The sequence below is a fragment of the Endozoicomonas sp. ALB091 genome (genome assembly GCF_049310265.1).
In the GTDB taxonomy this organism is placed as follows: Bacteria; Pseudomonadota; Gammaproteobacteria; order Pseudomonadales; family Endozoicomonadaceae; genus Endozoicomonas.
Genome location: NZ_JBLYNQ010000007.1, coordinates 561,502 through 586,727, shown reverse-complemented (window position 1 = coordinate 586,727; position 25,226 = coordinate 561,502). Strand labels below are relative to the sequence as shown.

The 25,226-nt window shown below is 49.1% G+C and carries 16 protein-coding genes; 6 read left to right on the top strand and 10 right to left on the bottom strand.

Annotated elements, in window-relative coordinates; translation table 11 throughout:
- Positions 1-336 precede the first annotated feature (336 nt).
- The 5 genes from ACO6UX_RS14490 to rpsP all read right to left on the bottom strand — a co-directional run bounded on the left by ACO6UX_RS14490 (position 337) and on the right by rpsP (position 4,066).
- Positions 337-1,734, bottom strand: a complete 1,398-nt coding sequence (locus ACO6UX_RS14490; RefSeq protein ID WP_422448712.1) for a hypothetical protein — start codon at positions 1,732-1,734, stop codon at positions 337-339.
- Between the two features lie 171 nt (positions 1,735-1,905).
- Positions 1,906-2,259 carry a 50S ribosomal protein L19 gene (gene rplS / locus ACO6UX_RS14485; RefSeq protein ID WP_101745198.1) on the bottom strand — a complete coding sequence of 118 codons (354 nt, stop codon included), beginning with the start codon at positions 2,257-2,259 and terminating at the stop codon, positions 1,906-1,908.
- A gap of 111 nt (positions 2,260-2,370) precedes the next feature.
- Positions 2,371-3,141 carry a tRNA (guanosine(37)-N1)-methyltransferase TrmD gene (gene trmD / locus ACO6UX_RS14480; protein WP_422449562.1) on the bottom strand — a complete coding sequence of 257 codons (771 nt, stop codon included), beginning with the start codon at positions 3,139-3,141 and terminating at the stop codon, positions 2,371-2,373.
- Between the two features lie 99 nt (positions 3,142-3,240).
- Positions 3,241-3,804 (bottom strand): ribosome maturation factor RimM, encoded by a 564-nt coding sequence (rimM, locus tag ACO6UX_RS14475; protein ID WP_422448709.1) that lies wholly within the window; start codon positions 3,802-3,804, stop codon positions 3,241-3,243.
- 13 nt (positions 3,805-3,817) lie between these two features.
- Positions 3,818-4,066 carry a 30S ribosomal protein S16 gene (rpsP, locus tag ACO6UX_RS14470; RefSeq protein WP_269673688.1) on the bottom strand — a complete coding sequence of 83 codons (249 nt, stop codon included), beginning with the start codon at positions 4,064-4,066 and terminating at the stop codon, positions 3,818-3,820.
- Positions 4,067-4,383: 317 nt separating this feature from the next.
- On the opposite strand from rpsP, the gene ACO6UX_RS14465 reads away from it, so the two are divergent.
- A protein-coding gene (locus ACO6UX_RS14465) for an ISNCY family transposase (protein ID WP_422448707.1) occupies positions 4,384-5,825 on the top strand; the annotation gives its coding sequence in 2 pieces (ribosomal slippage) (positions 4,384-4,819 and positions 4,819-5,825; 1,443 coding nt in all).
- A gap of 215 nt (positions 5,826-6,040) precedes the next feature.
- On the opposite strand, the gene ACO6UX_RS14460 is transcribed toward ACO6UX_RS14465, so the two are convergent.
- From ACO6UX_RS14460 to ffh, 4 genes are all read right to left on the bottom strand, one after another.
- The gene (locus ACO6UX_RS14460; protein ID WP_422448705.1) at positions 6,041-6,310 is read right to left on the bottom strand and encodes a hypothetical protein; all 270 of its coding nucleotides are present in this window, start codon (positions 6,308-6,310) and stop codon (positions 6,041-6,043) included.
- Positions 6,311-6,335: 25 nt separating this feature from the next.
- A complete protein-coding gene (locus tag ACO6UX_RS14455) occupies positions 6,336-7,976 on the bottom strand; it encodes a hypothetical protein (RefSeq protein ID WP_422448704.1) in 1,641 nt (546 codons plus the stop codon).
- Positions 7,977-8,585: 609 nt separating this feature from the next.
- Positions 8,586-10,709 carry a hypothetical protein gene (locus tag ACO6UX_RS14450; protein ID WP_422448702.1) on the bottom strand — a complete coding sequence of 708 codons (2,124 nt, stop codon included), beginning with the start codon at positions 10,707-10,709 and terminating at the stop codon, positions 8,586-8,588.
- A gap of 315 nt (positions 10,710-11,024) precedes the next feature.
- Positions 11,025-12,431, bottom strand: coding sequence for a signal recognition particle protein (ffh, locus tag ACO6UX_RS14445; protein ID WP_422448700.1), 1,407 nt, complete (start codon positions 12,429-12,431; stop codon positions 11,025-11,027).
- A gap of 595 nt (positions 12,432-13,026) precedes the next feature.
- On the opposite strand from ffh, the gene ACO6UX_RS14440 reads away from it, so the two are divergent.
- Positions 13,027-13,827 (top strand): cytochrome C assembly family protein, encoded by an 801-nt coding sequence (locus ACO6UX_RS14440; RefSeq protein ID WP_422448698.1) that lies wholly within the window; start codon positions 13,027-13,029, stop codon positions 13,825-13,827.
- Positions 13,828-14,258: 431 nt separating this feature from the next.
- Here ACO6UX_RS14440 and ACO6UX_RS14435 read toward each other — a convergent pair whose 3' ends face one another.
- On the bottom strand, positions 14,259-19,238 hold the full coding sequence (locus ACO6UX_RS14435) for a hypothetical protein (RefSeq protein WP_422448696.1): 4,980 nt from the start codon (positions 19,236-19,238) through the stop codon (positions 14,259-14,261).
- 264 nt (positions 19,239-19,502) lie between these two features.
- On the opposite strand from ACO6UX_RS14435, the gene ACO6UX_RS14430 reads away from it, so the two are divergent.
- The 4 genes from ACO6UX_RS14430 to ACO6UX_RS14415 all read left to right on the top strand — a co-directional run bounded on the left by ACO6UX_RS14430 (position 19,503) and on the right by ACO6UX_RS14415 (position 25,213).
- Positions 19,503-20,759 (top strand): HlyC/CorC family transporter, encoded by a 1,257-nt coding sequence (locus ACO6UX_RS14430; protein ID WP_422449561.1) that lies wholly within the window; start codon positions 19,503-19,505, stop codon positions 20,757-20,759.
- A gap of 87 nt (positions 20,760-20,846) precedes the next feature.
- Positions 20,847-21,323, top strand: coding sequence for a hypothetical protein (locus tag ACO6UX_RS14425; protein WP_422448694.1), 477 nt, complete (start codon positions 20,847-20,849; stop codon positions 21,321-21,323).
- A 91-nt stretch (positions 21,324-21,414) separates the two neighbouring features.
- Complete coding sequence (locus tag ACO6UX_RS14420; RefSeq protein WP_422448692.1) at positions 21,415-21,996, top strand: chalcone isomerase family protein; 582 nt, start codon at positions 21,415-21,417, stop codon at positions 21,994-21,996.
- A 43-nt stretch (positions 21,997-22,039) separates the two neighbouring features.
- Positions 22,040-25,213, top strand: coding sequence for a cytochrome c peroxidase (locus ACO6UX_RS14415; RefSeq protein WP_422448690.1), 3,174 nt, complete (start codon positions 22,040-22,042; stop codon positions 25,211-25,213).
- Positions 25,214-25,226: the final 13 nt, after the last annotated feature.

The window sequence follows — 25,226 nt, the reverse complement described above, 5'->3', positions numbered from 1 at the left end:
CCAATACTATCGTTCTTTTTTTTCAGCAGGACCGGGGATTTGGTACCTGTACTTTTGTTCTAGTACATGGTTTTAATGATTTTGACGTGTACGATCTCCGTTCACCCTGAGCGGAGTCGAAGGGTGCTTGGCACGATCTATCAGAGTCCTGAGTTTCCGCCCTTCGACAGGCTCAGGACGAACGGAGTGCGGAGGCAAGACAACCCGTCAAACTCATTGAAACCATGTACCAGTTGTTTCCCGGGCAAAGCTGGTCATTGTGATTGGTCCGGCTGAGTTGAATGATTCAGTGGTGCAATAAGCTTTTTGCAGTGGGCTTAATGATGTTTTTGTAAATCATGATTTTTTTCGGCTGCGTAAAGGTGTCTTCAGTGGTCTTGTACTGGTTTGCGTGGTGTCTCTGTATGGAGCCAGTACCTCAATGAACTCTCTGGTAAGATGCTTCATTTGGGTCTTGTGATGGTCGTTAAAATTCAATTCATCCGGGATCAGGTATTTTTCGTATTTGTGAGATGAGCGGATAAGGCAAAACGAATTTTTCAGGTATCGTTTTGTGTATCGATGGATGATTGCTTCTGTTTCTGATGCCTGATCTCTTTTATTCATGAGTTCAAGTGAATTTTTTAAGCCAATGCCTATGATTCGTTTACAAAGCGATGTATGAACCAGGTCAATTGAGTTTGGATCCATTAATACCGGCGGAGGGAAACCAAATTTCATAAAAATATATTGCACTAACATGTAATTTGTTCTGCAGGTGCCATCCATCGGTGTATGTAGCTGCTCAAGTCTGGGCCAGTATGTGGCAACTGTTCCAATCAGTTTTGCCAGCAGTTCAGGCTTCTTGATTTTCTTGTGCTGTAGTGATTCCAGTTGTGTATTCAGCGGCGTGATTATTTCTTTCTCAAGAAGGGCGATGAGTTGGTATTTGAACAAAATTTTATCAATCCCGTTTGTTTCTGATATTGGACCATTAGGTCCTAATGCCCTGAAAGAAATGGTGATACCTTTAAGGTCGGTATAATTTGCAATCAGTCTGGTATCAGAAATTATGCTCCCTTTCGGAGAAGTGGCAATGGTTGCACCATGGGTGCCACGGCAAAGCTCATAGCTTTCTTCCAGTCGTTGCTTGTACAGCAGTGCCTGGATAAAGCCTTTTTGGGTATGTTCACTGGAGGGGTAACCCACGTGCCTTTTTCGCACGGTTCCGGGAATATGGCTGTCAAGCATGTTTTGCACGCCTTCGGTCAGTAAGGCGTTGATCTGCATATAGCGTTGTCGGGAAATCAGGGGAGCCTCTGCAGGGTCATGCTGAATCCACTCTAACACCTGGCTAATACAGCGGCACCAGGCTGCTGTGCATCCTGGCTCGTTATCTTCATATTCCTGTGGGGAACGACTGGAAATAATGTCATCCGGATCAGCAAAGAGCAGGAAAAGGTGTTCTTCGGGAAAGCGCAGAAGAAAGTCAGGCCCTTCAGGCAGTGTTGCCATATCCTGAGTTGCCGTTGACGTGAGTGGTGAGTGGGTTGTGGCGGTATTAGTCGAGACGTGCCTGTGACTGATTCTGGTGGAGTTCGAATCGCCAATGCCGCTGGTAACTGTTGTTCTGGTGGAGGGTAGGTCTGACTCCCTGAAGTGGGTGGCACTGCTGCTATTTGCAGTGTTATTGTCACTGAGAGGTGCTGTTCTTACGGCAAAGCTGGAATGGCAGGGTTGGATAATATCCGGCATAAATATGACTGTCTTTATAACTGCTTCTTGGCCTATTAAGACAGCGAAAGACAGGATTTGTTCAGATAAAAAAAAGCGGCTTTCGCCGCTTTTCCCGGATCAGGTGTTTCACCAATCCGCTCTTCTGAGAAACTCGTGTAAAAATCAGTTGCCGGAAAATTAAACTGAATCTTAGTTGAGCTTTTCCTTGATACGAGCAGCTTTACCGCTCAGCTCACGGAGGTAGTACAGCTTAGCCTGACGAACGTCACCACGACGCTTCACAGTCACAGAAGCGATCAGCGGAGAGTAAGTCTGGAAGGTACGCTCAACGCCAACACCGCTGGAGATTTTACGAACGGTGAAAGCAGAGTTCAGGCCACGGTTACGCTTACCGATGACAACACCTTCGAACGCCTGCAGACGCTCACGGTTGCCTTCTTTTACCTTAACCTGTACGACTACAGTGTCACCCTGGCTAAAAGCCGGGATCTCTTTGTTCATTTGTTCAGCTTCAAGCTGCGCAATGATTTTGTTTTTGCTCATTGATAATTGCTCCTGGTTAGTCAATTCTGTCCCGCTCAAGCTGTGTTTCACTCAGATGGCCCATCCGAAACAAGCCGATAGCACAATCTGGTTGGCTTGAGAGTCAAACTCTCAGGCACAGTCGTCGCTCCTGGCTGAGTGTTCAGCAATAAACTCCGACAACAACCTTTCTTCCTCGCTGGTCAGTGACCTGGTTTGCTGAAGGTTCTCCAACAGGTCAGGCCGTCTCAGCCAGGTTCTGCCCAGAGACTGTTTCAGTCGCCAGCGCTCAATCAGTGCATGGTTGCCTGATAACAGTACTTGCGGCACTTCCTGTCCTTCAAAAAGCTCAGGACGGGTATAGTGCGGGCAGTCAAGAAGACCATCAGCAAATGAATCTTCCTGAGCGGAATCCTTATGACCCAGGGTGCCCGGTACAAAGCGTGATACTGCATCAATCAGAGTCATGGCAGCGAGTTCGCCACCACTTAACACGTAATCACCAATAGACCATTCTTCATCGATTTCGGTCTGGATTACCCGCTCGTCAATACCTTCATATCGCCCCGCGACCAGGATCAGTTTCTTGCTCTGGGCAAGCTCCTCTACTCCTTTCTGGTCGAGCATGCGACCCTGGGGAGAGAGGTAAATCACTTTGGCCTCGGTTCCTGCAGCTTTGCGGGCTGCATGGATGGCGTCACGCAGAGGTTGAATTTTCATCAACATGCCGGGACCACCGCCATAAGGTCGGTCATCCACAGTTCGGTGCCGGTCATGGGTAAAGTCCCTGGGATTCCAGATCTGTACCTCAATCAGCCGTTCCTTAACCGCGCGGCCGGTAATACCGTGCCCGGTTATGGCCCGGAACATCTCCGGGAAGAGGCTGACGACACCGAACCACATTCCGATGTCCATGGCGCTCTTGTCTGTGTCCTGATGAGTTTCTGCCAGTGTTTCTCCGGCTGGCTCATCAAGGGGTGAGTGTTGAGTCGTCATGGCCAGTTAAAACTCCGGGTCCCAATCTACCCGGATAAATCCTTTCTCAGGATTGACGTCTAGCACCACTGATCCGGTAAGCCAGGGTACCAGACGCTCTCGACGGTCAATGCTGCCTTTTGTGGGGCGAATGACCAGTACGTCGTTGGCACCTGTCTCCATCAGGTGGCTGACTTTGCCCAGCAGAACATTGTCTCCCTCAGCGTTGCGGGAGAAAACATCCAGCGATTCCAGTTGATGCCAGTAAATTTCGTCATCTTCCGGTTCGGGCAGATCATCGGCGCTGATGGTAATCTGGTAACCGCAGTAACTGCGGGCCAGCTCACGATCGTCACAACCGACGATATGGGCAATCAGACCTTTCCCGTGTGGCCGGGCCTGATCGATTTCAACGGTTTTAACATCACCGCTCTTTTGGCCAGCAGGGTCAAGAATCCAGCGTGGGTAGTTGAGGATGTTTTCCATCGGGCTGGTGTTGGAGTGAATCTTCAGCCAGCCTTTGACCCCGAATACGGAGGAAATATGGCCTAACGCAATGCGCTTCACAGCGCCCTCTACTGCCGTTGTCACTGGGTTGTTAACCTCACGCAGCCTTTTTGGCTTCTTTCAGAAGCTGGGCAACGCGGTCAGATGCAGTAGCACCCTGGCCCAGCCAGAATTCTACACGCTCGTTATCAACACGCAGGCGCTCTTCCTGGCCACGAGCACCAGGGTTGAAGAAACCTACGCGCTCAATGAAACGACCGCCGTTAGCGTTACGGCTGTCAGCCACGGTCAGGTGGTAAAATGGACGCTTTTTAGAGCCGCCACGTGCAAGACGAATGGTTACCATGGAATAGGGTTTCCTATAGTTGTTTCCGGCAACTGGTTTTCTGGGTTTACTGGCCAGACGCACAGGACGTATGACTGTAACCCAGAAGAGTTGAGACAGATTTGAGCGAGGAAAGTTCCTTTTTCATCATCCATCAGCCAATCCATGATCGGATTCAAGCCAATCATAAAGGGCGCATATTGTAGGGAAAACCAGAGGAGGAGGCAATATGCTGTGATAAGTAGTGCTTGTCCGAAAACCCATCAGTCCTTGAAAACAGGAGTCTGTGGCCTAACTTAATCATTGAAGTTTTCCACTGACAGGCTGTTTTCTCACTCATGCGCCAAACCATCAAGCCACAAATGCAGTTAGGCGAGGTCGATATCTCTGCCATCACCTTCAACCCCAAATCCAGGGACGACATACCCCGCCTCTTGCGGGCTTTTCAGCATATCTGGGTCACCCCAGAGCTGAGAGCGCAGGTTTTCCAAGCCCTTGAGCGAATGATACCCGCCAGCCGTGACAATGGCCGCCCTGGTATGGATCTCTGGAAAATACTGATTTTTGGCACCCTGCGTCTGACCATCAACTGCGACTACGACCGCCTTCAGGAGCTGGCCAATGAACACGGTACGTTGCGGCAAATGCTCGGACACGGACCGTACTGTACCCACTCTTATCACATCCAGACTTTGCAGGATAATATCGCCCTGTTCACCCCGGAAATACTGGACGGGATCAACCAGATTGTGGTCAATTCCGGTCACCAGCTGGTAAAAAAAAAGAAGACCGGATATGCGCCCGCGCTGACTCGTTTGTCGTAAAAACCAATGCCCACTTTCCAACGGATATTAACCTGCTCCGGGATGCCGTTCGCAAGATGATCGAGTGGGCAGCCTGCCTGTCGTCAGAGCAGCAGGAAAGCCTGTGGCGACAGAGCAAGTACTTGCAGGATCAGCACAAAAAGCGTTTTCACAAAGCCCGTAACCTGAAACGGTCAACGTCGTCCAATGAGTCGCTTCGTGAAGCACGACAGCATGATATCGAAACCGTCCATGCTGAGTATGTAGCCTACAGCCAGAAGCTTATCCGCAAGGCTGAAATAACCTTGAATCTCTTGAAAGCACGGATACCCGGAGACTTACGACTGGAAGAGCTGGAGCGCTGGATAAAAGATGCAGACTACCAGTGTCAACTGATTATCCGTCGTGTACTGAACCATGAAACCATTCCGCACAGTGAGAAGGTTTTTTCGTTATTTGAACGCCATACGGAATGGATCAGTAAAGGAAAAGCAGGCGTTCCTGTAGAACTTGGTCTCAGGGTGTGTGTACTGCAAGATCAGTTTGGTTTCACCCTTCACCATTTGGTCATGGAAAAACAGACTGATGACCAGGTGACTGTAGCCATTGCTAAAGGCGCAAAACAGCGGTTTCCTGAAGTATCGCAGGTCAGTTATGACCGGGGATTCTGGTCAAAAGAGAACCTTGAAAAGCTGGAAACATTTCTTGACCGAGCCGTCTTACCCAAAAAGGGGCGGTGGTCTGAACAAGACCGGAAGCGTGAACGACACCCTGAGTTTGTCAGGGCAATGAAGAAGCATTCCGCGGTAGAGTCCGACATTAATGCACTTGAGCAGCACGGGCTGGACAGGTGTCCGGACTCAGGGATTGACGGTTATCGTCGGTATGTTGGCCTGGCGGTTTTAGGAACCAATCTGCACCGCTTGGGCTCTATACTGCAAAAGCAATCCAGTCAGGCTGTCAAAAAAGCAGCCTGAACGGAGAAGCGTACCAGAAAACAAACGATCATCGTTGGGTGAAGATTACGGGCACCCGAAAAACGGGAAAATGATTAAATTTTGATCAAAAAAAGAGGTGGCTGGCATGAGCGGCCTGTTTTGTTTTCAAAAAAATTTTGTCAGTGCCTATTGAGTCGGATTATTCATGGGTTTTCTGACAGACACTAAGTATGTTCCCTATGCGGGCGCTGTGCTTACCTGTCTTGGGAGCGGTCTGAAATAACCTCCGTATTTCTGCAGACGCTACCCGCTGCCCGGCAAGCTGGAACCACTTGTGCTTTTGCGGGCATCGGGTGGCGTAAGCGTTCAAGCAGGGGGCAGACCCACCCCTGCTTGTCGAGATCGGCTTTTAATGGATTGGCCCCGAATTTCTCTTTCCAGAGTCGCAGTATCAGTTCCCTGATATCACGGGCCGGGCGGAGGCTGATACGCGGAAGAACATCAACAACCAGGTAATTGTACACATCAAACTCATCGAAATAATGTATGTTAAAACAGGCTGATATTAGGTTTCGGTTGATCGCATTGTTCTAGCTTATATAGAGAGCGCTCCCCCCAATAGCCTGTATCAAAATCATCCAGTTTTTTATTTTCTATTCCACTATCGTCTGAATCGTAAAGTATGTAGCTTCCATCACGAAGCATAAAATAGTAGTCGCCGGCATAGTAAAATGCTCCGGTAATTTGAAACTTATACTGCTCCATATCAGTCCATCTGGAATTGTTAACAGGTGCTGGATAGCCATCCAGGACATAGTCATTAGCGATTGAGTACTTAATGTAAGTCCCATCAGCGAGGAAGAAGTACCAATAGTCACCATCTGCTGATGATAAACCTGCACGAATAAGGAATCTATAATCCTCAAGTCCAGGCCAATTATGATTGTTTACTTTAAAGCGATTGTTGATGTATTCAAGCCCCCAACCGTCGGTTTGAAGTCGATAGTAATCACCTAAAGAAGTAAAGACATAGCGTACGTCATCGTTCTTATTAATGGATGCTGATACCCAGTGGTCATCAAAATGGGGCATTCCGTAGGTGTTAGATGAATAATTATAACTTTCGTGCCCATAATAAATCGTATCAGCTTTCTCTAAGTTCAACTCTTTGTATACATGTGGTCCTGTTGCTTGTCGGCTACGATATAGTGCCTGACCAAGGGCGTTTGATAGCAACCCACCGTTTGTATACCAGGCTGAAAATCTTCTACCATGTGATTCTCTTTTGTTTGTTACCTTCTTGTTACTCATGAAATTGATTTTATGTCCTCCTATAAAGAAGTAATCCATATAATGAACAGCTGTTATATAGCCATTCTCTGGTGAATTTTTGTCATTCCATACAGTCAAATTAGTCGTGTGTTCTGCATGCCCAGGTTCATTTAAATAGGCATCTAAAACCTTAAGGTATTGCTTTTCAGCATCTTCGTAGTCTTTAAGGGATTGTTGCTTGATTATTTCAGGTGGCTTGAAGCCGTACATATCTACAAGATTACTGTTTTTTTCATCAGCCCAATACCAGCCTAAATCAATAGATATTGTGTTAGCATCTGATTTTCTTTTGGTCCACACAGCATTGCGATGATTGGATTGGCTATTATCGTCAGAAAGATAACCGACCTTTGACTTTATCTTAAACTGAAGACTTCCATTATAGATATGGACATCATCAAGATAAACAACATCAGCAGAGCTAGGGTCTCGATCACCGTCACAATCCCACTTGGCTTGATGTTGGTCGTAATTAATGGGGGCATTCCCGAACTGATCATCTCCAGGATGCGCATCCCACTGCAAGCCGCATCTCCTTCCATCGGAGTCTTTTGTCCATATCTTAACTAACCCTGTCTTGTTACCATCCCCGAATGATTCTATATGCATTCCATATCCATTGCCATCACAGTTCCACGTTGTGTTTCGTTCACCGCTGACAAGTGAAGCCTCCACATTCAGTTTGCATGAGCCATTATCGGTGGTTATGTATTTATTGAAGAATAATGTTTCGTTGTGCAGTTCATTGATTAGCTCAAAGTTTGTACCAATCCATTGCTTGACAATGTCTGTCTGTTCGTCGGCAATGACTGTGTTTGTCATAAGCAAAAAACCAGCCGTATAAATTATATTCTTCATAAAAATCTCTAAATTTAATACCAGTTTATGTTATTTAAGACTCACGTCAGCAAAGGAAAGAAGACCATCTTAGGATAGATCATAAACTTGCGGATATTCTGCTCTTCATCATCATCACACGAGTAGTTGCTACGGTTCTTAAGGTAGACATTAAGCCTCGCCCACAGCACTGCCTCCTGGGAGGCTGACCGAGAATAGACTGCCCTACGCGGCAACTGCTCCTGCGTTGCTCTAGCTCCTGCATCCATGCAGTCGTGCGGTGGCAGCAAATTGGTCTAAAAAGTCGGAAATTTTTAGCAAATAGAACCACTATTCACTAAAAATTTCCGACTTTTTATCCTCAATTTTCTGCCATCCTCGCTACGGGCGCTATTCTCGGACAGCCTCCTGGTCTTGTGCGCCCTGAACAACCATCTCGTGTAAGCGTTCAAGCAAGGGGCTGGCACTCCCTGCTTGTCGAGGTCGGCTTTTAATTAATGGATTGGCCCCGAATTTTCCAGTCCAGAGTCGTGGAGTCAGTTCCCTGATACCACGATCCGGGTGGAGGCTGATACGCTGTAGAACATCAACCGGCTCGGGCTCAGAGTAACAACCGCCTGTGAGAATCGTTTATGAATCAGGCTTTTGTGTCAGAATAACCAGAGCTGCTGATTTCCCCAGATTGGCGACCCTTCGGCTTGCCGAGCAATAGGCATCGAATTGACTTTCACTGTCATTATTAGCGGCTTGTAACATTTCTTGAGTTTCTTCAGCCCCGGTCAGCGGCATTTTGACGACTAAGGGAACTGTCTCAGTGCCTTCCATGTTTCCCATGGAGTCAGCATAATGAAGGACGTTGCCTTCTTTACGCCAGCCCACAAAATGGCCTGTTTCAATAGTGACCGCGCCAGCGAATTCGTAATCCTTCTTTTTTCCGTTGGCAGTGGGAATAGAGACATCTTTCCACCACTCCAGCTCGGGTCTGATCTCGGTTCCAAAGTTGGGGATGGTTACCAACAACACTTCCGGGGAGTGATGGTTATCAGGTAACAACTCTTTGAATGCACAATCATCAAGTTCCATTCCTTGCTTAGTGTTCCTGAGCCAATTATCGATCAGCTCTTGCAGGGTTGTTGCCAATCGAGAAGAGGTTGCGGTTATTCTGCCACTTACAGGTTCGTCTTTGTTAAAGCCGGTTAGCTTATGATTAACGAATATCTGCACTCCCTGGCTATTGATAAATGATGAACTAACGGTACGGGGAAAGTCGCCATAGAGATAGTGTTCTTCAACCTCGGCTGCCATCTCCCTCGATTTATTCACCGGGTCACCAAAATATACAAATTTTCTACCGACCAGATTGCCTGTGCTGCTTTCATATTTATCCGTACATTTTATGGCAAGTTCCTCACCCCGTTTGTATTCGTCGACAGTCCAAAAAAATTTTGGCGGGTTGGAGTGGGGTGGTCCTTTTGGTTGTTCTTTATTGTTCACTACTTTGGTCAGGCCTGCTGGTATTGTAATTGAGGGAATTCTATCATCCCTGAGACTGCTGACTGGTTCCTGTGTGTCACTGATAGTGACGAAGCCATCCCCGGCTTCAATCGATACTATTTTGTGCTTCAAAGAGGACTCTGTATATTTAAGGATATCGAAATTTTCGGATGGGACTTTTCCAGCATCCGGATAATCATAGATGCGTTTGAGGATTGTGGTGATAATATCCGATATTGAAAGGGGCATGCTGAGTGTTCCATTGCGGAGTTGGAACAGTGTTCTTATGCGGTCCAGGCCCTCATCGGCAATGTAGCCTTTATTATTTTCATCAAAGTGAAAATGTTCGCATATCGGTAAAAATTCATCCAGAGTATTGGCATCTTGCATTTTGCCTTTCGATTTTAGTTTACTGGCTCCGGCACCAATCTCGCCAATCAATGTATTCAATGCGCCTTTGTTTGATAGAGCCATAAAAAAGGCAGCCAGTGCACAGTTGTTGTTTTTTGCCTGGATGCCTGAATACATGGTTAATGAAACATTGCCGAATGAGTGTATTAGCTGTGGCGTCGGAGAAGGGCAGGCCGCGCTGGTTGGGCTCTCCGGTTGCTTCTTAACTACTTGCCCCTCGGATATATCTCTCTGGGGAAGTTCTTGCGCTTGCGGGATGCGTTTTCGCTGTTTCGGATCAGGTTTTTGCGTCTGCGGGAGAGATTTTGAGCCAATGGATTTTCGAGGTTTTGGAACAGGCGTTTGTTTTCGTGGATCAGACTTTTGCTCTTGCGGATCAGACTTTCGCTCTTGCGGATCAGCTTTTGGCTTCTTCGGATCAACCTTTGGCTTCTTGGGATCAGGCTTTTGTTTTTGAGGGATAGTTCCTGTGTAGTACATCATTAAGCCATAGAAGGCAAGATGCGAGCCATTAATGGATGTTGGGGGGGGGCTATCCGGAGGAGATGATGAGGGCGAGTCTTGATTGGGGCTAGCTGATGCCTCTTCCGATCCGGTATCAGTCTTTGGAGCAGGGGGGGGGGTTGGTGTGTGCTGGTTAACGGGAATTTCGATCATTCGATTTCGAATCGGAATGTCACCGACATTACTCTCGCTGGTGCAGTTGGCACCATCTCTTGTCAAGCCGAATGAACCCAGGCAAACACTGTTGCTGCGAGGACGGCCAGCTGTAAAGTCTTGATGTTGCGGGTCAGGTTGGCTTGCTGGCAAGCTTGAATAATCATGGTTGGGCCGGGTAATCTTATCCACTTCGAATACTCCATTATGCTGATGGTCAAAATTTAATTTTTTATAAGGTCATTGCTCGTTTTGGTTTATTAAAATAAATGCCTTATTCATTTGCCCGGATTTGGGTCTCTGAACAGGAGCAGTGATTAAAAACAGAGGTCCTTTACCTGACCTGATTTCTAATTGCACAGAAACTTTGACAGCAAAAAATCGTAAATGTTCGGAATGTGGATTTTATTTATTATTCGGGATTGAAATAAATTATCGATTTCAATGAAAATTGTTATTAAATTCAAATGGCCAGCCCTGTTTTTGGAGCTGGCCATTAATGGGTTGTTAAAACGGAAACTTTTTGCCGCCACCGGGAGGCATCATGCCACCCATTCCGCCGGGTAGCTGGCCTTTCACGGACGACATGCCTCGCATAAGTTTGCTCATGCCGCCTTTTTTGGTGACTTTTTTCATCATTTTACTCATCTGCTTATGCTGCTTGATGAGTCGGTTGATGTCCTGGATCTGGGTGCCGGAACCAGCGGCTATGCGCTTTTTACGGGATCCGTTCATGATGTCCGGGTTGGCGCGTTCAGCGGGGGTCATGGAGTTGATGATGGCTTCCATCTGGACAAAAATCCTGTTGTCCATCTGACCCTGAAGCTGTGGTGCCATGCCGCCCATGCCGGGCAGTTTGTCCATCATGCCGCTGAGTCCACCCATTTTCTTCATTTGCTGCAGCTGGTCACGGAAATCTTCCAGATCAAAGCCTTTGCCTTTCTTCAGCTTGCTGGCCAGCTTGTCCGCCTTGCTGCGGTCCAGCTTGCGCTCGGCTTCCTCGATCAGGGAGAGAATATCCCCCATGCCCAGAATGCGCGAGGCAATACGGTCCGGATAGAAAGGCTCCAGGGCATCGGTCTTCTCGCCCATACCGATAAACTTGATGGGCTTGCCGGTGATCTGGCGCACCGACAGCGCTGCACCACCACGGGCATCACCATCCGCCTTGGTCAGGATCACCCCGGTCAATGGCAGGGCATCACCAAACGCCTTGGCGGTATTGGCTGCATCCTGACCGGTCATGGCATCCACCACGAACAGGGTTTCTATGGGGTTGATGGCGCTGTGCAGCTGCTGGATTTCAGCCATCATATCGTTATCGATATGCAGACGACCGGCGGTGTCGACAATCAGGACATCCGCGTGCTTGATGCGGGCTTCATGAATCGCGCCAGTAACAATATCCACTGGTTTCTGGTCAGCAGACGACGGGAAGAAGTTCAGGCCGGTTTCCTGGGCCAGGGTTTCCAGCTGTTTGATCGCCGCGGGACGGTAAACGTCGGCACTGACCACCATAACGGATTTCTTCTGGCGCTCTTTCAGCCATTTACCCAGTTTGGCCGCAGAGGTGGTTTTACCGGCACCCTGAAGACCGGCCATCAGGATCACGGCCGGTGGCTGGGTGGCCAGGTTCAGTTCGTCGTTGGACGAACCCATCACCTCAATCAGTTCATTCTGGACAATTTTGACAAACGCCTGGCCCGGGCTCAGGCTGGACTGAACCTCCTGCCCGATGGCCCGGTCCCTGATCCGGTTGATAAACTCTCGAACCACCGGCAGGGCAACGTCTGCTTCGAGCAGGGCCATGCGCACTTCGCGCAGGGTGTCCTTGATATTGTCTTCGGTGAGTTTGGCCTTCCCGGTTACGGTTTTCAGCGTACGGGACAGGCGTTCGGTTAAATTTTCGAACATTCTGGGAATTACCCTGATCTAAGGTGTTTATGCGGTTGAACGCACAGAATGTCGGCCATTATATAGGAATCAAAACTAAAGCGGCATCCATTTCAGTGGATCCGGTGAAAGGTTGTTTGTCTAGCGCCGGGTAATATGACAAACTGCCGATGCTGCTTTACGTTGAAGCCCTGGTGTAGAAAAGCGTTGACATCCGTACACTTCGTTCATCCTGTGCTTGTCGAAGGATGGTGCCACCGTACTTCGACAAGCTCCGCACGAACGGTATGGGTAACAACGCTTAGCTGCGCTAGTACATGGTTTCAATGAGTTTGACGGGTTGTCGTGCCACCGCACTCCGTTCGTCCTGAGCGGAGTCGAAGGGCGGAAACTCCGGACTCTGACCGTGCCAAGCACCCTTCGACTCAGCTAAGGATGCACGGACGAAGGGTGATTGGCACAGTACTCAGGGTATGGCGTTTACGTCTTTCGACTCCGCTCAAGACGAACGGAGTTTGGAGGTCAATAAAGGATCCCATCAATTACATTGAAACCGTGTACTACTAGAGGGCTTCCTGCTTTTTTTGCTGCTTTGGGGATAAATAGGCTTTCGCTAATGAGTGTCATGTTCGTCAGTATGGGTGCGCTTGGTTGCTATCTGGCAGGCACGGTTGGGCAGGGGTTGCGAAACAGTGGGCGTGAAATGCCCAAATCGCTGGTTCTGTTGATTACCGCCCTTGGCCTGATTTTCCACATTATTGCGTTATACATTTCCATCCATACTGATCGGGGCATCAACCTTGGCGTGTTCACCATGGGGTCGCTGACCTCTATGATGGTGACCATGATGGTGCTCCTGAGCAGTTTGAAAAAACCCTCGGAAAGCCTGCTGGTGATGATTCTGCCGGTCACCATGCTGGCCATTGTGCTGGCACTGCTGGCCCCGGTTGAACATATTGTCTGGAACACCGCATCATCCATGGTTTCCCATGTGCTTCTTTCGGTTATGGCCTATGGCATTCTGATGGTGGCGGCATTTCAGGCCATTCTGCTCTCCTTCCAGGAACACCAGCTGCGCACTCACCGGCATACCATCAGAACACTGCCGCCGTTGCAAACCATGGAGCGGCTGCTATTTGAGTTTCTGGTCCTTGGGGTTATTTTGCTGACACTCTCGCTGGGCAGTGGGTTTCTCTTCCTGGAAGATATGTTTGCCCAGCGGCTGGTGCATAAAACGGTATTATCCATCACCGCCTGGTGTCTTTTTGCCGCACTGTTGATTGGCCACTGGCGATTTGGCTGGCGTGGGCAGACGGCTGTTCGCTGGACTCTGGCCGGTGTCCTGTTTCTGGTACTTGCTTACTTTGGCTCAAGACTGGTGCTTGACTGCGTGGTTTCCGGGCAGTCCTGCTTTTGAAGGGGCTTGTTCCGGAGAGTTATCAAAAACGGGGAGGCGTTGGGATGGTGGGCGTGCTGGAGTGTCGCCAGGAGGTTGTCCGGGAATAGACCTGGTGCATGGTTTCAATGTCATTGATGGGTTCTCTTTATCAATGGCACCCAAACTCCGTTCGTCCTGAAGCCTGTCTAAGGGCGGAAACTCCGGGCTATGATAGATCGTGCCAAGCACCCTTCGACTCCGCTCAGGGTGAACGGAGATTGTACACGTCAAACTCGTTGAAACCATGTCCTGGTGCATGGTTTCAATGTATTTGATGGATTCTTTCTATTAATGACTCCCAAGCTCCATTCGTCCTGAGCGGAGTCGAAGGGCGTAAACACCACACCCTGAATAAAGACTGTGCCAATCACCCTTCGTCGCGATTTCAGCTCTTGAATCCCGATGCCGTCTTAATTCGTGGTTGGCAGGGATGTGTCAATCACCGTCCTGTCACGCAACCATGAATCAAAACGATCCGTAATCAACTGATTGCACGCCTGCTGGTTGTTTATATGCTTTGCCATGTTGGCGTTATAGTTATCCAGCCAATGTTTTTCTTCGGGATTATTTGCCAGCAATAATTTCATAAACTCCCTTGTGGTCTGGGGGCTAACGGCAACATTGTGCTGACTCAAACAGTGTTTGGCGATTGCTAATTTACGCTCTTCAGAGCACTCTTCCCAGAGTTGATCAATATATTTCCGATAATCTTTGAGGTGATACCGACAAAGATGGGCTCTGTAACTATCCAGATTATAAAGAGGCAGGACATTGGATACCGGGTGCGATGTCGTGCTATTTTCTGTGCTTTGGCTGCCGGACTCAGACATGCTATTCCGGTCATTGTTGTGATCATCCGGGTTGTTGATATTGACTCCAAATTCCCGGTATTCATTTTCGGATTGAGGGAACATCACAAGGTTAATCATATTTAAAATCAACGCCAACACTGCTTCCTGGGGCAGATCATTGCATTCGTCCGGTTTGAAGGTAATTAATTCATTCAGTGGGCCACTTTTCCCCCCGGGATAATTTCCTTCTTTCAGGAGGACGGTTCTGAAATCAAAGAACAGATCTCTGAGATCGTTGATTTCGCCAGTATGGAATTCTCGATTATTCCTGATAAACCGTATTGCATGGTCAATATTTTTGAATTTAATGTTGAGCAATTCATTGATCATGCCAATAAGTTGATGTGGATAATCCCGGATAATCTCTTCCATGTGTTGTGACAGGATATCCCGGCTTAAACGATCCAAAGGTACTGAGGAACGGCGCAGAAAATGATTGTTCATCATCAACTCCAGCCATTGTGCCAGATTGAACTCACCCTGCTGATTAACACACGACTTATAAATGAGTTGGGAAAGCTGATTGATTCTTTTAGATTGGTAGCCATCGCACTCAGTTTCAGGGCCAAAACTGGCATTGTCCAATATCGACGATGAAAACGGCTCACCTTGAAAATAACAACTGCTAAATGAAATGTTGTCAACGGTCAGGCGGTTTAACACCTCTGTGTTGAAGGTGCAGCTCTTGAAGTTAACGGATTGCAACACGGTAGCGTTCATGGAACAGTTGCTAAAATCAATGCCATATATTTCATAATCACCCCTCAGCTGCAAGCCATCCAGCGAATCCAGCTTTCCCTCCAGCAGATGGGGGTTTTGCTCAACCAGCAACTGAATGCTCTCTTCGCCACACGCCTTGATGAGATTTCTGATGTTTTCGTCAACCTTGCTGTATTGATAGGTTAACTCATGGTAACAGTTGGACCAGGATTGCTGAAAAAGCTGTTCCAGCGGTCGCCCGTCGGGCCAGTGGGTATAGCGTTTCTTCAGGGTATGCAACAACTGTTGCTGATCTTCAGGAGAACTGATCTCAAGTTTGTTCAACTCATCATGCAAGGACAGAGGATTGGAAAACCAGGTTTCCTGATCCTCATCTCCCTGGATCAATTTCTGGTAATCATCCACTGACTGCGGAATGACTTTCTGATTCTCGATGTAGGCTATCAGTTCGGGGTATTGGTCTTTATTAAAATGCTGGTGATCTCTAAAAAATTTTGTATCCAGGCGGCGAAGTGCTTCAGGTTGCAGGACCACAGACATGGCGCCTGTGTATTCTTTTTTGGACTGATCCGCCAGATTATTTGCCTGCTCCAGGTCCATGATTCGGGTAAATACTTGTTTGGTGTTGAAATTTATTCTGAAGAACATACCCCCGGCATTCCCGGACGGTTTTATCCCTATCTGAGAACGTCGCCCAAAGGAGATCAGAGCCGCTTCATTTTGCAGGCTCTCGTTGACAAACTTGCTACTGCTCCGGTACTGGTCTGGACAAAAGTTTATACTGTGGCCGGGGCAGAACTTCCTTGCCGGGTCTGCCCCAATGCCATGGGGAAACCCCGGGCGGTTATGCACCCGACGTCCTGCGCGAATAAGGGAATGGCTGTCGCAATCGAGCAGTTGTTCATCATTGACGTTCAGCGACTGTTTAAGAAACGCTTTTTTGCTGGTGTTTACCGGAATATTGGTATCCGCTGCCACGGCGAGGTTCATATCACCAAGGCAGCCGTGGAAGTCGGCCAGGGCGTCCAGCCATTGCTCTTCCAGGTCAACAGTATTTGGCCGCTCGCCATCAATGCCCAGCCCTGCCAGTTCCCTGAACAACGCCTCAACCACGGATTTATCGTGTCCTGGAAAGGTGATGATCAGTTGATTTTCAAAGGTAAGGGCATCAGGCAGGTTCGGAGGAAAAAACAGTAGACTGCCGCCCTCACAGACGTCCGCTTCGAGTTCAACCCCATGTACCGGTGAGGCAGTCAGACCGCCTTGATCCAGCTGTTCCTGATTCAAGTAACTGACGCTCTGGCCTGTCAGTTTGGCAAAACCGTGGCTGAATTCAGCCAGTTGTATTTTTGCATCAACTTCTTCGCCGGTTCTTGAGCTGACTCGTGCAGGAAACTCAGGAGCAGGCAGGGGAAGTTTAATTGATGGCAGTTTTTCAATGGACGGCACGTCGGCCGTTAGCGCTGCCCGGCACTTGTCAACAATGTCCTGCAGAGTCACCACGGTCTCGTCAATGGTATCGTGATGCTCATTACACCATCGTGTTTTATCGTTGGTCAGCTGCCTGGCCAGGCCGTGACAGTCATTGGCCAGGCTGGTCAGCTCACTGCGCCAGTCGCGGTAATTGCCGTTCAGGGCATGGTTGGCATATTTAACCCGGCTGGCCAGAAGGTGTAATCCCCGTTCCAGGGCCAGGTTATCCGCCAGTTTGTTGCCGGCTTCGGGGGATAACTGGAGGGTCATCCGGGTAATGGGTTGGCCATTGGCATCCAGTAATTGGCTAATGCCGATCTGTCCGCCCTGGATATCCCGGCCTTTGACCGGCAGCCAACCGCCCCGGATACCCGCTGCCGCAATCGCCTGGTATTCCGCCATGGAAACCCGCTCACCTGCCGCCACGGTATGGGGCAGGCGGGTGGTCAGCCAGGCAATACGATCGTGAATGGTTTGCCGTAACCAGCTGCGGTCGCCGGGCAGAAAACCGCTGTGTTCGATCAGTCGGTCCAGGGTCTGCCAGTCAAGCTGGTGCAAGATATCTTTCAGGGTATGGCCCAGCAGGTCATCATCCAATTGTGCCAGAATATCGACGCAGGGGTTGTGGATGGGCAGCGAGTTCATGGAGGGTGCCTGAGGGTTCCGCAGTTTATTCAGCAGCACCGGCATGGAGGAAAAATCATCCGCTTTGGGAGTGGGCTCTGGTTTCTCAGGACACGGGTAGCGAGTTGCCATCCCGGCAAAGTCCCAGTGGAACATCACCGGCTCCCCTTCCGGGGTCAGTTCAATGCCCTCCCAGTCACTGTTCACCATATTTTCGTTACCGACAATCACATTGATCAGCAGCAATCTGGCCCACTGCTCGGAAGATAACGAGCGCAGGGTTTCCTCCCCGCCTTTGAGCTTACCCTGCCATTGTTCGGGGACAGGACTGACCAGATAAAAATGACCCTGTTCCTGATGGACAAAGCTCTCGGGTACGGTGATGCCCAGCAGTCGGGCCAGGTTGCCCATCAGTCGCTGGTTTTGTGCACTCAGCTCACCGCTGGTCGGTTTGATGTAATAGACCTGTTGGCTAACGGGATCGCTATACAGCCCCTTTGGCCAACTGCCCTGGCACTCTTTTATATCCGCACCGGTCAGTTGTGCCAGGGAGAAAGAGGGTGCCTGTGGTTCTGCCGGGTGTTCGGTATAAGGGGAGATTAACTCCCGGATAACAGCGGACTGTTCACCTATGCTATAAAGCTGATAACTGAATGGCGAAGGATGGTGTTCCCACCGTTTTTTCCTGTTTTCACACTTGCTGGCGGCACCGATGCTGAAGAAGTGTTCGCGATCTGTGGCGCTGTCCTGCAACTTGATCGGAAACCAGAGATCACCCTGCCTGGCAATCACCCGGCAGACTTCTTCGGCCAGCTTGCGCCACTCTTTCCTCTGTTGATCATCCTGACAGGCAGCAAAACATTCCAGCCGGTCCATGTAAAAACATTCCCTTACCCGCATAACCTCCAGTGTATCCGCATCATGGAGCAGACTGCGCAGGGTCTGTATCGCCTCTGGCAGAAGCTCGCAGCCCTCAGGGTTATCCTTGTGGCATATGGCTTCACCACACTGCCAGGCCAGAGACTGCGCCATGCCGCAGTTGCGCAGGTGTTCCATCAGGTTGTCAGCACTGGCTCGCTCCCACTCCTCCGTATCGAGCCCATCGCCTTCACGGCCGGTGTCGTGAAACAGACAGGCTTTGATCAGCAGCGGTACCATGTGGTCGGGAAATGCCAGCGCCAGGGGATCGCGGTGCTGTTTGCGCTGTTGCAAGAGGGCTACGGCCCAGATTGCCGTCCGGCAACTGTGCTGGACACCATGAACGGGGCGGGCAATGGTCTGGGCATCAGGTGAGACACTGGATGGAAAATAATGCTGTAGCAAGGTCGTTTTCGGGATATCACTGGAGTCAATCAACGATTGATCAATGATCGGAAGATTGGACGACTCAGTTTCGGCTTTGGCTGTTTTCGGAGGGGTTTTTGTTGGCTCTATAGTTGGGGTTGCCAGTGCTGTCTCAGTGATTTTCACAGCCGGGTTATTAATGACTGCTACTTTAGGCTCTGGCTTATTGGTGAAATCAACATTGGTCTTCAAAGCCTGACTGGAAGAACCAGTAATCGGCAGGATTACCTCTTTGCTTTTTCCAACTTCTCTGGCAAAGGCGGTGCTTGTCTTAACCATTTGGTTAGATAAACTAACACAACGTTGATCAGGCAACTCTTGTTCTTTTGTTGCATCTATTGTTTTAAAGTCGAGTGTTCTAATACCGAGCGGATCCATGCTTGTTACCTCCTCTGGCAATCCTTGCCGTTTCGATGTGATTAAGTTAAACCGAAATAATAATAATTTGGACAGTTCACCCATTAATTAGTTCAACCAAAGCGTCCAATGCACCTGCTGGCTTTTCATGGTTCGGTAACCATACGAAGTCAGAAAAGTACAGGCTCACTTCATATTGGCAAACACCAGGGCTTGGGACTTCGCCCTGAAGCAGGTAAAATAGGTAATTTTACCGCATCGGTTCTGACAAAAGGCGACAACTCGTTGAGTGAAGCACCCTTAAGCGCATTGATTGGCGCACTGATTTTTCTTCTGCTGTTTTCTGCATTTTTCTCCAGTTCGGAAACCGGGATGATGGCCATCAATCGCTATCGTCTCCGGCACCTTGCCCGCAAGGGTAACCGGGCAGCGAAAAGAACCAGCAGCCTGCTGGACCGACCTGATCGACTGATTGGGGTCATTCTGATTGGCAACAATTTTGTTAACATTCTGGCCTCTGCCCTGGCCACCATTATTGCTGTCCGCCTCTGGGGAGACAGCGGTATTGCTATTGCCACCCTGGGGTTGACCTTTATTGTGCTGATTTTCGGTGAGGTGACGCCCAAGACCATCGCTGCCATGTATCCGGAAAAGGTGGCTTTTCCTGCATCCATGGTGCTGGTTCCTCTGTTGAAGGTGCTCTATCCGATGGTGGTGCTGGTGAACTGGATCTGCTCTTTGCTGATGAGGCCGTTAGGAATACGGCCGGGCCAGGAAGGTGAGGATCAGCTGACCAGTGAAGAGTTGCGGACGCTGGTGAATGAGTCCGGCCTGCGCCTGCCGAAGAAGCGCCGTGGCATGTTGCTGGGCATTCTTGACCTGGAGAAAGTGCGGGTTGATGACATTATGGTACCCAGAAATGAGGTCTACGGTGTCGATATTGAGGATGATATTAAAGAAATTATTCTTCAGCTAAGGGATTGTCAGCATACCCGCCTGCCGGTGTATCGCGGTGATATCAATAATATTGTCGGTATACTTCACATGCGCAAGATTGCCCGATTGCTGACGCTGGAAAAGGTCAACAAGGCAACACTGTTGCAGGAAACCGCTGAACCGTATTACGTTCCGGAATCTACGCCTCTGCATACCCAGTTGTTCAATTTCCAGAAGGCCAAGGAGAGAACCGCCCTGGTTGTGGACGAGTACGGCGATATTATGGGCCTGGTGACTTTGGAAGATATTCTTGAGGAGATCGTCGGTGACTTTACCACCGATGTTTCTGACAGCAGCCAGGATATTACGCCCCAGGGGGATGGCAGTTATATCATCGATGGCTCAGCCTCCATTCGGGATGTTAACAAGGCGCTGGGCTGGAATCTGCCAACGGACGATGCCCGAACCATTAATGGCCTGATTACGGAAGAGATGGAAGCCATTCCCGAGGCCAGCGTGTGCTGGAAAATCAAGAATTGCCGTTTTGAGATCCTGCAGGTGAAAGATAACCGGATCAAGAGTGTCCGGATGTTTATGGCGAAATGAATACTCTCTTTTTTTGACAGAATGGGAAACTTTATGCAAACACCACAGTCAGAGTTCAGGTAAATAAACTTAAGTAAGGTTGAGGTTATGAATGCAACAGGCTGTATGGCAACTATTCGAAGTGCTTTTTCGGAAATTACGCCAGCGCAGGAGAATGCTATTGAATATGTGGCTTTAAGCGGTGGTATGCTCTGCGCTGGATGTGGCGCTGGTGCAACATCCGCGTATCTGATCACTTTGTGTACAAATGCTGGAATCCTGAAAGCATTATGTCTGGGTGGTGTTGGTGGTGGCTGTGCGACTTGTTCGGCTTTAGTGGCTGAAGATTTACTCTGGTACCGTAGTATATCTGTGCCTGATGAAGCCACCCCCAATCAATTGGCAGTGGTGAATCAGCCAGGAAGTACCTCGGTGCTTGACGTAAGCCAGGCTAATGAAGCTCTCAATAATAGTGGTGTTTGCTGTGAAGGCGATGACCAAAAGACAAAAGGTGTACCTAATTCTTCAATTGTTTTGACGGAACCACTGCCCTATGAAGAGTCACCCTTTAAGAAGATAAATTAGAGTGTATTTGCCCAATAACCTGTGAATCCTTTTGGCGAATTTATTCGTACAGCCAGATAATAACTATTAAAAATAAGGCAAAGGTTTCGCCATGAAAAAAAATGGAGTCAGGTTCTACGTTGCCGGTCTTTCCAACGTAGCCATTTTGCTGGTTCTTTTGATATCCCTGTTCTCTGCAAAGAGTTTTGCCCGGGACTCTATAAAAAATGATAAACAGTATTATCCTGCCTGGGAGCAGTGGCAGACGGTTGGGCATTCAACCTTGAAATGGGGCCTATGGGATATTTACGATGCCCAGTTGAAAACGCCCTCCGGCCGTTATGACGTTGCTGAACCCGCTTCCACTGATGTGGCGCTGCTTATCGACTATCGACGAAAGATCAGTAAAAAACGGTTGCTTTCGGCAACAGACCAACAGTGGGCTCACCTCGGGGTATCCCGGGAGAATAGAAAACGCTGGCTTAAGCAACTCAGCAAAATATGGAAGGGCGTTCGTGCGGGTGACCGCCTGGTTTTTGTGCTGTCGGCATCCGGCGGACGCTTTTATTTCGGCCACCGTTTTCTGGGCAGGATTGACGATGTGCGGCTGGCCCGAACCTTTCTGGATATCTGGCTTTCAGACAATACCGCCTACCCGGAACTCCGGCAACAGCTTATCGGGAGTAAGCGGTAAACGCCCAGTCAAAAGTTACTGATTGCTCTGTCGATGATAGCTAATGAAGAATTTCATTAGTTTGATTGCTATGAACAATAAAACCGTATTCTTTTATCTTGGCGTTGTCTTTTTTGGGCTCTCCCGGTTTGCAGACGCTGACCTGTTAACGGATATCTCAGACGCATCCATCGGAAAGTTGCTCCGATCCCATCAGATTACCGGCACACCTGAGCCGGATACACCTGTGGAGCCGTTCACCTCTCCAGTGGTGAAGTTAGGCAAAAAGTTATTTTTCAGCCCCGATTTAAGCCTCAGTGGTGCCGTATCCTGTGCCAGTTGCCATCATCCCCAAACCGCTGGCGGTGATGGTCTGGCACTGCCCGTCGGCGTGATCGTTAACGACCACAGGCTGTTCGGGCAAAAGCGGCTGGATGCCCTGAAAGGTTTATATCCGGACCAATACGAAGAGCTGCTGATCCCCAGAAACTCACCGACGGTATTTAATGCATCGCTGTACAGAGAGAATCTATTCTGGGATGGTCGTTTGCAGTACCTTCAGGAAGCGTTACCCGACGCTGGCATGGCCTCACCTTCCTGTGGTGTTGGTGGTAATGGACGGCTGGTGCGTCTTGGTAATGGCTATTCCAATCTGCGACCGGAATGCTATGAGGAGAAGAACCTGTTGCAGGCACAGGCCCGGCTGCCGATGGTCTCTCCCTTCGAAATGAAGGGCCTGAAAGATGCGCATTACAATCACCATGAACTCTATGAAATCATCATACAACGACTTCAGTCTAACCCGCAGTGGTGCAGCATTTTCCGGCAGGCATTTGCCGAGTCAGAGGCAGCCACTTGCCAGGAGATGATCCATATCGACCGGGTTACCGAGGCATTATCCAGGTTTCAGGGGCACCTGGTGTTTATCGACAATGCTTTTTTTCGTTACGTAAAAGGCAAAGGTGATTTGACACCCCTGGAAAAAGAGGGGCTAAAGCTCTTTTTTACTCCAGTGGTTCGCAATGGTGCCGGTTGCGCAGGGTGCCACAGTGGCAATCATTTGTCCGATGAGCGGTTTTACAATATCGGTGTTGCGCCCTACGGACGGGGAGCGAATGGGCGCGGCCTGGACTACGGTCGTAAAAATTTCAATTTCAGGCAGATGCCCTATTCGTTCCGTACCCCAAGTCTGCTGAATGTTGCCTTGACAGGGCCTTATTTTCACAATGGTTCAGCCGGGTCTCTTTACCAGGTAATAGAGGCACATACGCTGCACTGGCAATTCCAGCAGATGGCTGACAGAAAAAATAAGTCGTCAATAGCTCAGACTATCCGCAATATAGCGAAGGAAGGTCCGGGTTACCTGCGGCTGCCTTACCATTTGAAATCGTCTCAGATTGAGGCATTAATTGCGTTTCTTAACACATTGACAGACTCGTGTGTGAATAAACGTCAGTGTATAGACTATCTGGTTGACCGGCAGCCTATTATTACGGAACAGGTTAAAACGGATGATGTAAAGCAATCGGCGCTGCCTTTGGTTCCAGCGCCAGAATTATCAGGTGAGCGGGTGGCTGTAGCACCACCTCTCGTTCATGGCTGTGGGCGAAATGCCACAGACATGAAATCTGATAATGCTGTTACCACACCGTTGACGAATATCACCCGGTCCAGCGGTCTGGACCATCGGCGGGTTATTGGTCTGATTAAGCCCGGGTGGATCATGGATATCGTCAACTGGTCTGGCGTGTCGGCATTTGATATTGATAACGATTGCCTGGACGATTTGATTTTCAATGATAATCAGGGGAATGTCATTGTCTACTATCAGCAGCCATCCGGTGGGTTTCGAAAAGAGATGCTGCCGCTTGAGAAAATCAATACAACCGGTGCCATTACTCCGCTGGTGGCAGATATTGATGGTGACTACAAGGCCGATCTCTTTCTCGGGAACAGTGGCAGTTACTTTCCCCAGATTATTTTCAATATGGTCGAAGCGCCATCATCCATGGTGCTGAGCAATGTTCAGGGACCGACGTTAAACGCCAGTTTTGGTGATCTTGATCAGGATGGGCATCTGGATATGGTGATGGCCTTCTGGCGTAGCTACAAGTCAGCACGTCAGCCACAGGTGTGGCGCAATCATGGCTATCGTAACCTGCGGCCTGAGGGCATCGCCTATCCCGGGCTGAGGGGCAGCTATGGAGAGCTATTGCATGGGGATGGCGTGATTCACCAGCAGCATGATCTGCCGTTGTTTGGGGACAGTGATTTTACCTTTACCCCCAATATGGTCGATTTTGATAATAACGGTGTTCCGGATGTGCTGTTGACAGCCGATTTTTTTACCTCGCAACTGTGGCAATCAACGTCTGAAGGCTTGCAGGATATTACGGATATTAATGTCATTAATGGCAGTTTTGGCATGGGGGCAGCCATCGCCGATTTTGATAATGATGGTGACATGGATTGGTTTGAAAGCAGTATTTACAGCTCTGAGCGGAATCGGAAATACACCGGAAACCGGCTATATGAAAATATCGGCAATTTTAACGTCCGGGAAGCGACCGAAAAAACAGGTTTGCAAAAAGGAGGCTGGGGCTGGGGCAGTTGTGCTGCTGATTTTAATAATGACGGTTTGCTGGATATCTTTCATGCCACCGGTTATGGTGCCCTCCCGGAAACCGCTGTTTTTAATTCCGGGTTGGAGAAACAGCAGAACCTTCAGTTTTTGCAAAGCCACGAGGCATTTAATAACGCCAGACCAAGGCTGTTTATTAACCAGGGTGGCATGACATTTTCAGAGGAGTCTGCCGCATGGGGGTTAACTGAGGTGAATGATGGTCGTGGCATTGTCTGCTTCGATTATCAGCAGGATGGTGATATTGATATTGTCATCAGCAACTGGGAAGGCAGGCCAACGTTCTATCGCAATAACAATACAGAGAACAATGACTGGCTATCGGTAAAGCTGGTGGGTTTGCCGGGAAATACCGAGGCGTTGGGAGCCAAGCTTTATCTGCATACTGATCAGGGGGTGCAGTATCGGGAGTTGCGCTTTGAGAACAACTACGTATCGGCCAACCCCAGGCAGTCTCACTTTGGCCTGGGGCGGGACAGGAGCATTGACAAACTGGTGATTGAGTGGCCTGCACCTGACCGGGAATCAACAATAATAACTACACCGGACAAAAACCAGCGACTGGTTATCTATCACCCGGCCCTGGAACAAAACTAAATCATCCCTTAAG